This window comes from Amycolatopsis sp. NPDC003731, assembly GCF_053586895.1.
The window spans coordinates 74,477-88,986 of the sequence record NZ_JBSFNC010000020.1 but is presented as its reverse complement, the minus strand read 5'-3'; the positions used below and the strand labels follow the sequence as shown (position 1 = coordinate 88,986).

The following is a 14,510-nucleotide window of genomic DNA, read 5'->3' as shown; positions in this document are numbered from 1 at the left end:
AAGCTCGTGAGGTCCACCGAAGCGGCGGTGACCGTGGCGTAGAGGTCGGCCAGCCGGGCGCGCTGGTCGACGATCGTCCGGCTGGTCGTCGTCAGAGCGCGGGAGGCTCAGGATCGGGGAGCTTCCGGACGTTCGTGGTAGGCCTGGCGGGTGCGTTCGGTGTGCTTGGCCATGATCTGCTCGGCCTTGCCGGCGTCCTGGGCGGCGATGGCGTCGATGAGCTCTTCGTGCTCGTGCCAGGCGTCCTGGCCGCGGGGGCGGGCGATGGGCGTGTAGTACCAGCGGACCCGGCGGTCGACCAGGCCGATCAGCTCCGCCAGCACCTTGTTGCCGGACAGTTCGGTGATGCACGCGTGGAGGGCGGCGTTGGCCGCGACCAAGCCTTCGGTGTCCTCCTCGGCGAGCGCGCTGACGCCGGCCTGCTGCAGTTCCTGCAGGCGGGCGACGTCGGCGGGGGTGGCCCGTCCGGCGGCGAGCTTCGCGGAGTGCGTCTCCAGCACGCTGCGGACGCTGAGCAGCTGGTCGGCCTCCTCGTCGGTGGGCAGGTGCACGAAGGCGCCCTGGGCGGGGCGGAGGTCGACCCAGCCTTCGCTCTGCAGCCGCTGCAGGGCCTCCCGGACCGGCTGCCGGCTCACGCCGAGGTACTCGGCGAGGTCGGCCTCGACCAGGTGCTGGCCGGGTTCGAGGGTGCGGTTGATGATCAGTTCGGCGAGTGCTTCGTAGACGACCTGACGCAGCGGCGCGGGCCGCTCGACACGCTTGGCAGCGGTCGAGCTGAGCGAGCCCTTGGCCGTGCGGCGGCCGGTCGGGCCGCGGTCGGGCAACGGGGAAGCGGGCTGGCTCACGGGACACCTCGAGTCGGCAGGGAAGTACTGATCCGCGCTTAGAATACAGGTTTTGGTATGCAAAATCCCAGACCTCACCCGCGAAGGGCGAATTTGGGTCGATGTGGATCAACGATGCCCGGGCGATGTGACCCATGGTGTCTGATTTGTCGCTCTTCGCTGCGCCGCCCGAGTGGTCGGGCCGAGGCGACTGGTCTCGATCATGGATCCAGGATACTGTATGCAATACTGCTGGACCTTGGAGGCGCGTCATGAAGGTGGCTGTTCTCGGGGCCGGGGCGATCGGCGCCTACGTCGGGGCCGCGCTGCACCGCGGCGGGACGGAGGTGCACCTGATCGCACGCCGGGCCCACCTCGCGGCGATGCGCGAGCACGGCGTCCGCGTGCTCAGCCCGCGCGGCGACTTCACCGCCCACCCCCACGTCACGGACGACCCCGCCGAAGTGGGCAAGGTCGACTTCGTGTTCCTCGGCCTCAAGGCCAACTCCTACGCCTCGTGCGGCGAGCTGCTCGCCCCGCTGCTCGGGCCCGAAACGGCGATCGTGGCCGCGCAGAACGGCATCCCGTGGTGGTACTTCCACGGCCTGCGGGGTCACCCGCTGGAAGGGCAGCGGGTCGAGACGGTCGACCCCGGCGGCTCGGTCACCGCGGCGCTCGGACTGCGGCGGGCGATCGGCTGCGTCGTCTACTGCTCGACGGTCATCGAGGAGCCCGGGGTCATCCGGCACCTGGAGGGCACCCGGTTCTCCCTCGGCGAGCCCGACGGCGAGATCTCCGCGCGCTGCAAGGTGCTCAGCGCGTCGATGATCGCCGGGGGCCTCAAGGCGCCGGTCGAAGCCGACCTGCGCAACGACATCTGGATCAAGCTGATGGGCAACGTCGCGTTCAACCCGCTGTCGGCGCTGACCCGGGCGACCATGGCCCAGATGTGCGAGCACGAGGACACCCGTGAGCTCGTCGCCACGATGATGACCGAGACCCTGGCCATCGCCCGCGCGGCCGGGGCCGACCCGCGGATCTCCGTCGAGAAGCGCATCGACGGCGCCTGGCGCGTCGGCCACCACAAGACGTCGATGCTGCAGGACCTGGAAGCGGGCAAACCCCTCGAAATCGACGCCATCATCGGCGCGGTCGTCGAGCTGGCCGGCCTCACCGGCGTGCCCGCGCCCGCCCTGCGGTACGTCCACGCCGCGATTTCCCTGCTCGACCACACCAGCAAAGTCCCTGTCGGGTCGCACTGACCGGAGGTCCCCGTGAAGCGCAGGAACACCGAGCCGTACGTCCGGCTCACCCGGCCCCTCGTGCGCGATTCCGGCGTTCTGCGGCCGGCGACCTGGGAGGAAGCCCTCGACCGGGCGGCCGCAGGGATCCGCCGCACCCTGGACGGCAAGGGGCCCGAGGCGTTCGGGATGTTCTCGTGCGCCCGCGCCACCAACGAGATGAACTTCGTCGCCCAGAAGTTCGCCCGCGCGGTGATCGGCACGAACAACGTCGACTCGTGCAACCGCACCTGCCACGCGCCCAGCGTCGCCGGGCTGGCGCGGGTGTTCGGCAGCGGTGGCGGCACGTCCTCCTACCAGGAGATCGAGGACGCCGACGTCATCGTGATCTGGGGCGGCAACCCCCGCGAGGCGCACCCGATCTTCTTCCACCACGTGCTCAAGGCCGTCCACAAGGGAGCGAAGCTCTTCGTCGTCGACCCGCGGCGGACCAGCACGGCGAGCTGGGCGCACCGGCAGCTGCAGCTCGAGGTCGGCACCGACATCCCGCTGGCCCACGCCATCGCCCGGGAGATCATCCACTCCGGGCTCGCGAACACGACCTTCATCGAGCGGGCCACCGAAGGGTTCGCCGAGTTCGCCGCGTCGGTCGAGCCGTGGACCCTGGAAGCGGCGGAGAAGACCACCGGCGTCCCGGCCGAGCTGATCCGCGAACTGGCCCATGCCTACGCCCGGGCCGATCGCGCCCAGCTGTCCTGGACCCTCGGCATCACCGAACACCACAACGGCACCGACAACGTCCTGTCGCTGATCAACCTGGCGCTGCTGGCCGGGCAGGTCGGCCGCTACGGCGCCGGGCTGAACCCCCTGCGCGGGCAGAACAACGTCCAGGGCGGCGGCGACATGGGCGCCATCCCGGACCGCTTGCCCGGCTTCCAGGACGTCCTCGACGCCGACGTCCGGGCCAAGTTCGACACCGCGTGGGGCTCGGCGATCCCGCCGCGCCAGGGCCTGAACCTCACCCAGATGCTCGATGCGATGGAACGCGGCGACCTGACCTGCGTGTACATCATCGGCGAGAACCCCGTACAGTCCGAAGCGGACTGCGAGCACACGATCAAACGGCTGGCCAACGTCGACCACCTGGTCGTGCAGGACATCTTCCTGACCAAGACCGCGCAGCTGGCCGATGTGGTGCTCCCGGCGTCGGCGGCCTGGTGCGAGAGCGACGGCACCTTCACCAACTCCGAACGGCGGGTCCAGCGCGTCCGCAAGGCCCTCCAACCGCCGGAAGGCGCGCGCGACGACATCGAGCTGCTGTCGGAGCTCGCCCGCCGGCTCGGCCACGACTGGCACTACACCGGCGGTGAGGAAGTCTGGGACGAACTGCGGTCGCTGTCGCCGATGCACGCCGGGATGTCGTACGCGCGCCTGGAAGAGCTCGGCGGGATCCAGTGGCCGTGCTTCTCCGAGGACACCCTCGAACCGACGTTCCTGCACGGCCGGCTCTGGGCCGGGGACCCGGCCGAACGCGGCCGCCCGGCACCGTTCACGGTGCTCGAGCACAGCCCGCCGGTCGACCTGCTCACCGAGGAGTTCCCGATCCGGCTCACCACCGGCCGGCGCCTCGATTCGTACAACACCGGCGTCCAGTCCGGCGGGTTCCCGTCGCCGTTGCGGCAGGGGGAGACCCTGGACCTGTGCCCGGAGGACGCGCGGGCGCTGGGTGTCCAGTCCGGCGAACTGGTCCGGATCTCGTCCCGGCGCGGGGAGATCGTCGCCCCGGTCCGGCTGGACACGGGGCTGAAACCGGGACTGGCGTTCATGACCTTCCACTTCCCGGACGAGGTCGACGTCAACGTCATCACCATCGAGGCCACCTGCCCGATCGCCGGGACCGCCGAGTACAAGGCGGCCGCCATCCGCGTCGACAAGCTCCCCGCCGAGGTCTGAAATGGACCTCAAACTGCTGGACGCCGTCGCGTCGCGCGAAGAACGGGAGGCGGTCGCCGGGTTCGCCGGCGGCGGCCGGGACCAGCTGCTGCCGGCCCTGCACGCGGTCAACGACCGGGTCGGCTGGATCAGCCAGGGCGCGCTGAACCTCATCTGCGAGACGCTGCACGTGCCGCCCGCCGACGCGTACGGCGTGGCGAGTTTCTACTCGCTGTTCGCGCTGGAGGAACGCCCGGAGCGGGTGGTGCACGTGTGCACCGACCTGGCCTGCCGGCTCCAGGGCGCGGACACGGTCTGCGACGTCCTCACCGAGCACGTCGGCGCCGCGGGGAAGGCGCGCGGCGGGGTCACGTGGCTGCGCAGCCCGTGCCTCGGCGTCTGCGAACGGGCCCCCGCGGCGCTGACGTTCCAGGCCGGCGACCCGGCCACGACCGAGCTGCTCGCCCCGGCGACCGGCGCGTCGGCCGTGCTCGCCGCCGGGCGGCCACCGTCCCTTTCGGAGGGTGCGCCGCCGGTGATCCACCAGGAGGACGGGCTCCGGCTGCTCCGCCGGGTGGGCGTGGTCGACCCGGCCAGTCTGGACGGCTACCGCGCGTCCGGCGGTTACGCGGCCCTGCGCAACGCCCTGCGCATGGGCCAGGCCGCGGTGATCCGCGAGGTGACCGACTCCGGCCTGCTCGGCCGCGGCGGGGCCGCGTTCCCGACCGGGCGCAAGTGGGCCGCCACCGCCGCCCAGCCCGCCGGGCCGCACTACCTGGTGTGCAACGCCGACGAGAGCGAGCCCGGCACGTTCAAGGACCGGGTGCTCCTGGAGGGCGACCCCTTCGCGCTGGTGGAGTCCATGACGATCGCGGCGTACGCGATCGGCGCCACCCGGGGGTTCGTCTACCTGCGCGGCGAGTACCCGCGCGCATTGCGGCTGCTGCGCAACGCACTGGAAGTGTGCCGCGAGCGCGGGTTCCTCGGCGTGGACATCATGGGCCACCGAGGGTTCTCGTTCGATATCGAGATCCGGCGTGGCGCGGGCGCCTACATCTGCGGCGAGGAGACCGCGATCTTCAACTCGATCGAGGGTTTCCGCGGCGAGCCCCGCACGAAGCCGCCGTTCCCGGTCGAGCAGGGACTGTTCGGCAAGCCGACCGTGGTGAACAACGTCGAGACCCTCGTCAACGTGCCACTGATCCTCACCGAAGGCGCGGCGGCCTACCGGTCGCTCGGCACCGAGGCGTCGGCCGGGCCGAAGCTGTTCTGCCTGTCCGGGAACGTCGAACGTCCCGGTGTCTACGAAGTGCCGTTCGGGACGACCCTGCGGGAACTGCTCGCGCTGGCCGGGGGAGTGGCTTCGGGCCGGTCCTTGCGCGCGATCCTGCTGGGCGGCGCGGCCGGCGGGTTCGTCCGGCCGGACGAGCTGGACCTGCCGCTGACGTTCGAGGACGCGCGGGCGGCGAAGACGACGCTCGGCTCGGGTGTCGTCCTGGTCCTCGACGACCTCGCCGACCTCGGCGGGTTCCTGCTGCGGATCGCGGAGTTCTTCCGCGACGAGTCGTGCGGCCAGTGCGTCCCGTGCCGGATCGGGACGGTGCGGCAGGAGGAGGCGATCCGGCGTGTCCTCGCCTCCGGTTCGGAGGAGCGGCCGCTGCTGCGCGAGGTCGGCGGGGTCATGCGCGACTCGTCGATCTGCGGCCTCGGCCAGACCGCCTGGAACGCCATCGAATCCGCCATCGACCGGCTGGGGGCCCTGAAGTGACCATTGTGGACATCGGAATCCCGAAGCGGCTGGTCGAGTTCACTGTGGACGGTGAGACGATCCGGGTGCCGGAAGGGTCGACGATCCTGGACGCGTGCACGGCGACGGGCAAGGACATCCCGACGCTGTGCTACGGCGACACCCTGGAGCCGGCGAACGCCTGCCGCGTCTGCATGGTCGAGGTCGAAGGTTCCCGGACGCTGGTGCCGTCCTGCTCGCGCATGGCCGAGCCGGGCATGGTCGTCCGCACGGATTCCGAGCGGACGCGCACCAGCCGCAAGGTGGTCCTCGAACTCCTGGCCTCGGCCACGGACCTCTCGACGACGCCGGGCGTCGCGGAGTGGCTGGCCGCGACGGGAGCCGATCCGGACCGCTTCGGCCCGGACGCGGCCACGGTGGCGCAGCCGGCCCTGGTGGACAACGAGCTGTACGTCCGGGACTACGGCAAGTGCATCCTCTGCTACAAGTGCGTCGACGCGTGCGGCGAGCAGTGGCAGAACTCGTTCGCGATCACCGTCGCCGGCCGTGGCTTCGACGCCCGGATCTCGACGGAGTTCGCGAACCCGTTGCCGGACAGCGCCTGCGTGTACTGCGGCAACTGCGTCGAGGTGTGCCCCACCGGGGCGCTGAGTTTCAAGCGCGAGTACGACAAGCGTTCGGACGGCTCCTGGGACGAGTCCCGCCAGACCGCGACGACGACGGTCTGCACCTTCTGCGGAGTCGGGTGCAACCTGACGCTGCACGTCCAGGACAACGAGATCGTGAAGGTGACTTCGCCGCACGACAGCTCGGTGACGCACGGGAACCTGTGCATCAAGGGCCGGTTCGGCTGGCAGCACGTCCAGAACCGGTAGCGATACCCCGTTCGTCCGAAGGCGCCGTGACTCGACGAGTCGCGGCGCCTTCGCCGTCCGGGCGTTGACCCCGGCGCAGGTCAGCGGCTATTCTCGATATGCGAAAGAAAAATTCCGGATAGCGAAATTCGAGGTCGCGATGCCTGAAGAGGGCCATTCCCTGCCGTACGTCGCCAACCTGTCGATCCTGTTCAAGGAGGTACCGCTGCTCGAGCGCGCGGCCGCCGCGCGGGAGGCCGGGTTCACCGACGTCGAGTACTGGTGGCCGTTCGACAGCGCGGTTCCCGCGCGCGACGAGGTCGACGCCTTCGTGCGGAGCCTGGACGGCGTCCGGCTGCGGGGGCTGAACTTCTACGCCGGGGACATGGCCGCGGGGGAGCGGGGCCTGGTGAGCTGGCTCGGGCGGGAGGCCGAGTTCGCCGACAGCCTCGTCGTCGCCCTCGGCATCGCCGAACGCACCGGGTGCCGCAGCTTCAACGCGCTCTACGGCAACCGGCTCGACGGCGAAGACCCGGCCAAGCAGGACGACCTGGCCCGCGCGCACCTGGACAAGGCCGCCGACGCCGCCGCGCGGATCGGTGCGCAGCTGGTGCTCGAACCGCTCTCCGGCGCGGACCGCTACCCGCTCAAGACCGCCGCGGACGCCGTGGCCGTGCTCGACGACCTCGGGCGCGAAAACGTGCGGCTGCTGGCCGACCTGTACCACCTGGCAGTCAACGGCGACGACCTGGACGCCCTGGCGACGACGCACCTTTCCCGGATCGGGCACGTGCAGATCGCCGACGCACCGGGCCGCCACCAGCCCGGCACGGGCGAGCTGGACATCGAGGGACACCTCGCGAAGCTGCAGAACGCGGGCTACGCCGGGTTCGTCGGGATCGAGTACGTCCCGGACCCCGACACCGTCACGTCGCTGGCCTGGCTGCCGAAGACCCGAAGGGGACGAGCATGAAACTGGGATTCATCGGACTGGGCGTGATGGGCGCCCCGATGGCCGCGCACCTGGTCGCGGCCGGTCACGACGTCGGCGGCTACGACGTCACCCCGGCCGCGGGCGAGAAGCTCGAGGCCGCCGGCGGGCGCGCCGCGACGAGCGTCGCCGACGCGGTCGCCGGGGCGGACGTCGTCATCACGATGCTGCCGGACCACCCGCACGTCGAGGAGGTGGTGCTGGCCGCGGGCGGCGTCCTGGACACCGCCGAGCCCGGCACGCTGCTGATCGACATGAGCACCATCCGGCCCGAGACGTCGATCGCGATCGCGGAAGCCGCGCGGGACAGGAAGGTCCGCGTCCTCGACGCGCCCGTGTCCGGCGGGCAGGCCGGCGCCGAGCAGGCGTCCCTGTCCATCATGGTCGGCGGCGACGCGGACGACTTCGAGGCCGCGAAGGCGGTCCTGGACGTGGTCGGCAAGACCATCGTGCACGTCGGGCCGCACGGCGCCGGCCAGGTCGTCAAGGCCGCGAACCAGCTCGTCGTGGGCGGGATCTACGGCCTGGTCGCCGAGGCGATCGTGCTGCTGGAAGCGTCCGGTGTGGACGCCGCCACGGGCCTCGACGTCCTCGCGGGCGGGCTCGCCGGCAGCCGGATCCTCGAACTCAAGCGCAAGTCCATGGTGGAGCGGGAGTTCGCGCCCGGGTTCCGGATCGACCTGCACCACAAGGACATGGGGATCGCACTGGCCGCCGCCCGGCAGGCCGGCGTCGCGCTCCCGCTCACCGGGCTGGTCGCCCAGCTCGTCGCCGCCGGCCGCGCCATGGGGTACGGCTCCCTGGACCACTCGGCCTTGCTGAAGGTCGTCGAACAGTTGTCGGGCCGCGTCCCGGCGGAGGTGTGACATGCCCCGGATCCCCGCGATGCAGGCGGTCGTCGACGTCCTGGAGAGCGAAGGCGTCGACACCGTCTTCGGCTGCCCCGGCGCCGCCATCCTCCCGCTGTATAACGCCCTACAAGGCCGGGCGATCGAGCACCTGATCGTCCGCCACGAAGAGGGCGCGACGCACATGGCCGACGGCTGGGCCAGGACGAACGGCAACGTCGGCATCGCCATCGGCACGTCCGGCCCGGCCGGGACGAACATGATCACCGGGCTCTACACCGCGCACGCGGACTCGATCCCGATCATCTGCATCACCGGCCAGGCGGCGACGACGAAGCTGCACCAGGAGGCCTTCCAGGCCGTCGACATCGTCGAGATCGCCAAGCCGGTGACGAAGTGGGCGGTCCAGGTCAAGGAGGCCGCGCAGCTGCCGTGGATCTTCCGCGAGGCGTTCCGGATCGCCCGTTCGGGCCGGCCCGGCCCGGTGCTCATCGACCTGCCCATCGACGTCCAGAAGCAGGACATCGAGTGGGACTCCTCGATCGACTCGCCGCTGCCGGTGACCCGGGTGACGCCGGCGCCCGCCCGGGTGGAGCGGGCGCTGGACCTGCTGCTGGCCGCCGAGCGCCCGCTGATCCTGGCCGGCGGCGGGGTCGTCCTCGGGGAGGCGAGCGAGCGGCTGCGGGCCGCGGCCGAGCGGCTCGGCGTCCCGGTGCAGGTGACGCTGATGGGCAAGGGCAGCTTCCCCGAGGACCACGAGCTGTTCGCCGGGATGGCGGGCATCCAGACGTCCCAGCGCTGGGCCAACGCGGCCTTCCTGGAGTCGGACCTCGTGCTCGCGCTGGGCGCGCGGTTCGGCGACCGGCACACCGGCGAGCTGTCGGTCTACCGCGGCGACCGCAAGTTCATCCACGTCGACATCGAACCCACCCAGCTGGGCAAGGTGTTCGGCCCCGACCTCGGGATCGTCTCGGACACGCGGGAGTTCCTCGACGCGCTGCTGGCGGCGCTGGAGCAGCGCTCGGTGACGCCTCGGCGCGAGTGGGTCGCCCGGATCGGCGAGCTGAAGGAGGCGCTGCCCCGGCGCGACGACTTCGACGGCCTGCCGATCAAGGCACCGCGCGTGTTCAAGGAGATCAACGAGACCTTCGGTGAGGACACCTACTTCGTCACCGCGATCGGGCTGTACCAGATCTGGTCGGGCCAGTTCCAGAAGGCGCACAAGCCGCGCCACTACCAGGTCTGCGGCCAGGCCGGCCCGCTCGGCTGGGAGATCCCGGCCGCGATCGGGGTGAAGAAGGCCCGGCCGGACGCCGAGGTGGTCGGCGTGGTCGGCGACTACTCGTTCCAGTTCCTGGTCGAGGAGCTGGCGGTGGCCGCCCAGTACGACGTCGGGTTCGTGCTGATCATGCTGAACAACGAGTACCTCGGGCTCATCCGCCAGGCCGAGACCGGCTACGAGATGAACTTCGAGGTCGACATCCACTACGACTCGATCGGCACGGACAACGTGAAGATCATGGAGGCCTACGGCTGCTCCGGCACCCGCGTGCACGAGCCGGGGGAGATCCGGACGTCCCTGGAGTGGGCGCGCAAGGAAGCCTTGCGCACCAGCCGCCCGGTCCTGGTGGAGATCATGATCGAGCGCGAGGGCAACGCGGCGATGGGTGCCGCCCTCGACGCCGTGAAGGAGTTCGAGCCCGCGTAACACCCGCGTGACCACGGCCGCCGCACGAGTCCCGACCTCGTGCGGCGGCCTTGGCGCGCCCGCGATCAAGGCGTTGGAGGAAAGTACAAACGCGGGCCGGAAATTCACCCGTCTTTCAGGGGTTTTGCCGTGGTCGCGGCCACAGCTCAGCGTGTGTACTTCTTGCCGAAGCAGCCCCGAAAGGACGTCCACAGTGGAATTCCTCCGACCCGCCTCGCTGGCCGACGCGCTCGCCGCGCGCGCCGCGAACCCCGGTGCGGTCCCGATCGCCGGCGGCACGGACGTGATGGTCGAGCTCAACTTCGACCACCGCCGCCCGGAGTCGCTCCTCGACCTCGGGCGCGTGTCCGAGCTGCACGAGCACGGCACCGACGGCGGCCGGATCCGGATTGGCGCGGCCGTGCCCTACACCCGGATCATCACCGAGCTCGGCACGCGGCTGCCCGGCCTGGCCATGGCGGCGCGGACGGTCGGCTCGCCGCAGATCCGAAACCGCGGTTCGGTGGGCGGCAACCTCGGCGCGGCCTCGCCCGCGGGCGACGCGCACCCGGCCCTGCTGGCCGCGGACGCCGAGGTCGAGATCGCCTCCGTCCGCGGGACGCGGATCGTCGCGGCGAAGGACTTCTACATCGGGGTCAAGAAGAACGTCCTGGAACCGGACGAGCTGATCACCGGTGTCCTGCTCGCGCCGGCCACCGGGCCGCAGCAGTTCAGCAAGATCGGCACCCGCAACGCCATGGTGATCGCCGTCGCCGCCTTCGGCCTGGCGTTGCACCCGGAACAACGCCGGGTCGGCACCGGCGTCGGCTCGGCCGCGCCGACCCCGCGGCGGGCCTTCGACGCCGAGGAGTTCCTGGCCGCCGAGCTCGACTGGGAGTCACCGAAGCCGATCACCGACTCGGTGAAACGCCGCTTCGGCGACCTGGTCGCGGCGGCCGCGTCGCCGATCGACGACGTCCGGGGGAGCGCGGCCTACCGGCGCCACGCGTTGGGCGTCATGGCGCGAAGGACGCTGACCTGGGCCTGGACCGAATACTGCGGAGGGAGCGCGAAGTGCGCGTGAACGTCACCGTCAACGGCGAACCCCGCCGGGCGGACAACGTCTGGGAAGGCGAGAGCCTCCTTTACCTGCTGCGCGAGCGGCTCGGTCTGCCCGGCTCGAAGAACGCCTGCGAGCAGGGAGAATGCGGTTCGTGCACGGTCTACCTCGACGGCGTCCCGGCGTGTGCCTGCCTGGTCGCGGCCGGGCAGGCCGAGGGCCGCGAGGTGGTCACGGTCGAGGGCCTGGCCGACGGGGAAGCCCTGGACCCGGTGCAGGAGGCGTTCGTCGAGCGCGGCGCCGTCCAGTGCGGCTTCTGCACCCCCGGCCTGCTGGTGGCCGCCCACGACCTGATCGAGCGGAGCCCCGAGCCGTCCGACGTCGAGATCCGCGAGGCCCTGGCCGGCAACCTCTGCCGTTGCACGGGCTACGAGAAGATCCTCGACGCCGTCCGCGACGCCGCTGCCCGCAAGGCCGTCCGATGAGCGCCCCGGCCCGCTCCCCGCAGGAGCTGCACGACACGATCGCCGGCGGCATCGGCGAGAGCCCGCTGCGCCCGGACGGCACGCTCAAGGTGCGCGGCGAGTTCGCCTACTCGTCGGACCTGTGGCACGAGGACATGCTGTGGGGCGCGACCCTGCGCAGCCCGCACCCGCACGCCCGGATCGTCCGCCTCGACGTCTCCCGCGCGCTCGCCCAGCCGGGGGTGCACGCGGTGCTGACGCACGAGGACGTCCCGGGGGAGAACGTCTACGGCCTCAAGTTCCAGGACACCCCGGCGCTGGCCGCCGACCTGGTGCGCTACCAGGGGGAACCGGTCGCGATCCTGGCCGCGGACCACCCGGAGATCGCGCGGCAGGCGCTCAAGGAGATCGTCGTCGAGTACGACGTCCTCGAGCCGGTCACCGACCCCGAGCGGGCCGCGCACGACGACACGCTGCCGAAGCTGCACCCGGGCGGGAACCTGGTCCGCCACCAGCGGATCGTCAAGGGCGACCCGGACGCGACCGCGGACGTCGTGGTGTCCGGCGTCTACGAGATCGGGATGCAGGACCAGGCGTTCCTCGGCCCGGAGTCCGGGCTCGCGGTGCCCGCCGAGGACGGTGGCGTCGACCTCTACCTGGCCACCCAGTGGCTGCACGTCGACCAGCGCCAGACGGCGAAGGCCCTCGGCCTGCCCCTGGAGAAGGTGCGGCTGACGCTGTCCGGCGTCGGTGGCGCCTTCGGCGGCCGCGAGGACCTGTCCATGCAGATCCATTCCTGCATGCTGGCCCTGCGCACCGGCCGGCCGGTGAAGATGAGCTACAACCGGCTGGAGTCGTTCTTCGGGCACGTCCACCGCCACCCGGCGAAGATGTACTACGAGCACGGCGCCACTCGCGACGGGAAGCTCGTCTACGTCCGGGCGAAGCTGTACTTCGACGGCGGCGCGTACGCGTCCAAGACGCCGGTCGTGGTCGGCAACGGCACCACGCTCAGCGTCGGTCCCTACGACGTCCCGAACGCGCACATCGAGGGCTGGGGCGTCTACACCAACAACCCGACCTGCGGGGCGATGCGCGGCCTTGGCGCGGTGCAGCCGACGTACGCCTACGAGTCCCAGATGGACAAGCTGGCGGCCGCTCTGGGCCTGGACCCGGCGGAACTGCGGATCCGCAACGCGCTGAGCGAAGGGTCCACTGTGGTCACCGGGCAGGTGGTCGACTTCCCGGCGCCGGTGGCGGAACTGGTCCAGCGGGTCCGCGACCTGCCGCTGCCGCCCGTGCCCGCCGGTGCGCGGGACATCCGCGACCTCCCGGGCGGGGCGTCGAACACCACCCACGGCGAAGGCGTGGTCCGCGGGGTCGGCTACGGCGTGACGATCAAGAACATCTCCTACGCCGAAGGCCTCGACGACTACTCGACCGCCCGCGTCCGGCTGGAGGTGCTCGGCGGGGAGGCGGTGGCGATGGTGCACACCGCCGCCGCGGAGGTCGGGCAGGGGCTGGTGACGCTGCAGCAGCAGATCGCCCGCACCGAGCTGGGCGTGACGCGGGTGAGCGTGCACCCGGCCGACACGAGCGTCGGCGACGCCGGCTCCAGTTCGGCGTCGCGGCAGACCTACGTCACCGGTGGCGCGGTCCGCAACGCCTGCCGCGCGGTCGCGGAGGCGGTGTACGGCCGCCTCGGCGTCTCCGGTGAGGGCATGACGCTCGCCGGCGGCAAGGTGGTCGCGGCCGACGGCGAAGTCGTCGCGGACCTGGCCGAGCTGCTCGGCGACACGGCGATCGAGGAGACCCGCGAGTTCCACCACCGCAAGACCTACCCCCTGGACCCGGAAACCGGGCAGGGCGACGCCCACGTCCAGTACGGCTTCTCCGCCCACCGCGCGGTGGTCGACGTCGACCTGGACCTCGGCCTGGTCAAGGTGGTGCAGCTCGACTGCGCCCAGGACGTCGGCAAGGCGATGAACCCCGACGCCGTCGTCGCCCAGATCCAGGGCGGCTCGGCGCAGGGCCTCGGCCTGGCGGTGATGGAGGAGATCCTGGTCAAGGACGGCAAGGTCCGGAACCCGTCGTTCACCGACTACCTCATCCCGACCATCCTCGACATGCCGCCGATGCGCGTCGACGTCCTCGAGCGCCCCGACCCGCACGCGCCCTACGGCGTCCGCGGCGTCGGCGAACCACCCACGATCTCGGCCACGCCGGCGATCGCCAACGCCATCCGCGCGGCCACCGGCCTCGAGCTGCCGCGCGTCCCGATCCGCCCCGAGCACATCACCGGAGTCTGAGATGACCACGTCCCTTTCGACCGAACAGGACTGGCTGGACGAAGCCGTCCGCATCGCCACGCACAACGTCGAGAACGGCGGCGGCCCCTTCGGCGCGCTGATCGTGCGGGACGGCAAGGTGGTCTCGACCGGCGTCAACCGCGTCACGGCGAACCTGGACCCGACCGCGCACGCCGAAGTCGTCGCGATCCGCGCGGCCTGCCAGGAACTGGGGACGTTCAAGCTGGACGGCTGCGTGCTCGTCTCCAGCTGCGAGCCGTGCCCGATGTGCCTGTCGTCGGCACTGTGGGCGCGGGTGGACAAGGTCCTCTTCGCCGCCGACCGCGACGACGCGGCCAAGGCCGGCTTCGACGACCGCGCCTTCTACGAACTCTTCGACCGCCCGCGCGAGACGTGGACGGTCCCCGTGACCCGGCTGTCCGCAAAGGACGGTTTCGCCCCCTTCGCGGCCTGGCTCGACAAAGCCGACCGCACCGACTACTGACCCACGAAGTCAGCAGCTGACCGGAGCACAACCGAATCGAACGTCCCGCTCGGCCAGGCACGGCGTGGT

At 71.3% G+C, this 14,510-nt stretch carries 12 protein-coding genes; 11 read left to right on the top strand and 1 reads right to left on the bottom strand.

Going from position 1 to position 14,510, the window contains the following annotated elements:
• Positions 1 to 107: 107 nt before the first annotated feature.
• Positions 108 to 845: a GntR family transcriptional regulator gene (locus ACWDN5_RS11525; RefSeq protein WP_449676149.1), complete on the bottom strand. Its 738-nt coding sequence runs from the start codon at positions 843 to 845 to the stop codon at positions 108 to 110.
• 251 nt (positions 846 to 1,096) lie between these two features.
• Here ACWDN5_RS11525 and ACWDN5_RS11520 point away from each other — a divergent pair, with 251 nt between their 5' ends.
• The 11 genes from ACWDN5_RS11520 (at position 1,097) to ACWDN5_RS11470 (ending at position 14,441) form a co-directional block, all read left to right on the top strand.
• On the top strand, positions 1,097 to 2,086 hold the full coding sequence (locus ACWDN5_RS11520; protein ID WP_449676147.1) for a 2-dehydropantoate 2-reductase: 990 nt from the start codon (positions 1,097 to 1,099) through the stop codon (positions 2,084 to 2,086).
• Positions 2,087 to 2,098: 12 nt separating this feature from the next.
• Positions 2,099 to 4,018 carry a molybdopterin oxidoreductase family protein gene (locus tag ACWDN5_RS11515; protein ID WP_449676146.1) on the top strand — a complete coding sequence of 640 codons (1,920 nt, stop codon included), beginning with the start codon at positions 2,099 to 2,101 and terminating at the stop codon, positions 4,016 to 4,018.
• A 1-nt stretch (position 4,019) separates the two neighbouring features.
• Complete coding sequence (locus ACWDN5_RS11510) at positions 4,020 to 5,765, top strand: NAD(P)H-dependent oxidoreductase subunit E (RefSeq protein WP_449676145.1); 1,746 nt, start codon at positions 4,020 to 4,022, stop codon at positions 5,763 to 5,765.
• Complete coding sequence (locus tag ACWDN5_RS11505; protein WP_449676144.1) at positions 5,762 to 6,619, top strand: 2Fe-2S iron-sulfur cluster-binding protein; 858 nt, start codon at positions 5,762 to 5,764, stop codon at positions 6,617 to 6,619. Before ACWDN5_RS11510 ends, ACWDN5_RS11505 begins: the two co-directional genes overlap by 4 nt.
• A 139-nt stretch (positions 6,620 to 6,758) precedes the next feature.
• Positions 6,759 to 7,571 carry a hydroxypyruvate isomerase family protein gene (locus ACWDN5_RS11500; protein ID WP_310972785.1) on the top strand — a complete coding sequence of 271 codons (813 nt, stop codon included), beginning with the start codon at positions 6,759 to 6,761 and terminating at the stop codon, positions 7,569 to 7,571.
• Positions 7,568 to 8,455, top strand: coding sequence for a 2-hydroxy-3-oxopropionate reductase (locus ACWDN5_RS11495; protein ID WP_449676142.1), 888 nt, complete (start codon positions 7,568 to 7,570; stop codon positions 8,453 to 8,455). Before ACWDN5_RS11500 ends, ACWDN5_RS11495 begins: the two co-directional genes overlap by 4 nt.
• 1 nt (position 8,456) lies before the next feature.
• Positions 8,457 to 10,145: a glyoxylate carboligase gene (gene gcl / locus ACWDN5_RS11490; RefSeq protein ID WP_449676141.1), complete on the top strand. Its 1,689-nt coding sequence runs from the start codon at positions 8,457 to 8,459 to the stop codon at positions 10,143 to 10,145.
• 193 nt (positions 10,146 to 10,338) lie between these two features.
• Complete coding sequence (locus tag ACWDN5_RS11485) at positions 10,339 to 11,208, top strand: FAD binding domain-containing protein (protein ID WP_310972782.1); 870 nt, start codon at positions 10,339 to 10,341, stop codon at positions 11,206 to 11,208.
• Positions 11,199 to 11,669 carry a (2Fe-2S)-binding protein gene (locus tag ACWDN5_RS11480; RefSeq protein ID WP_310972781.1) on the top strand — a complete coding sequence of 157 codons (471 nt, stop codon included), beginning with the start codon at positions 11,199 to 11,201 and terminating at the stop codon, positions 11,667 to 11,669. Before ACWDN5_RS11485 ends, ACWDN5_RS11480 begins: the two co-directional genes overlap by 10 nt.
• Complete coding sequence (pucD, locus tag ACWDN5_RS11475) at positions 11,666 to 13,957, top strand: xanthine dehydrogenase subunit D (RefSeq protein WP_449676139.1); 2,292 nt, start codon at positions 11,666 to 11,668, stop codon at positions 13,955 to 13,957. Before ACWDN5_RS11480 ends, pucD begins: the two co-directional genes overlap by 4 nt.
• A gap of 1 nt (position 13,958) precedes the next feature.
• Entirely contained in the window at positions 13,959 to 14,441 is a 483-nt protein-coding gene (locus ACWDN5_RS11470; protein WP_449676138.1) for a nucleoside deaminase, read from the top strand.
• Positions 14,442 to 14,510: the final 69 nt, after the last annotated feature.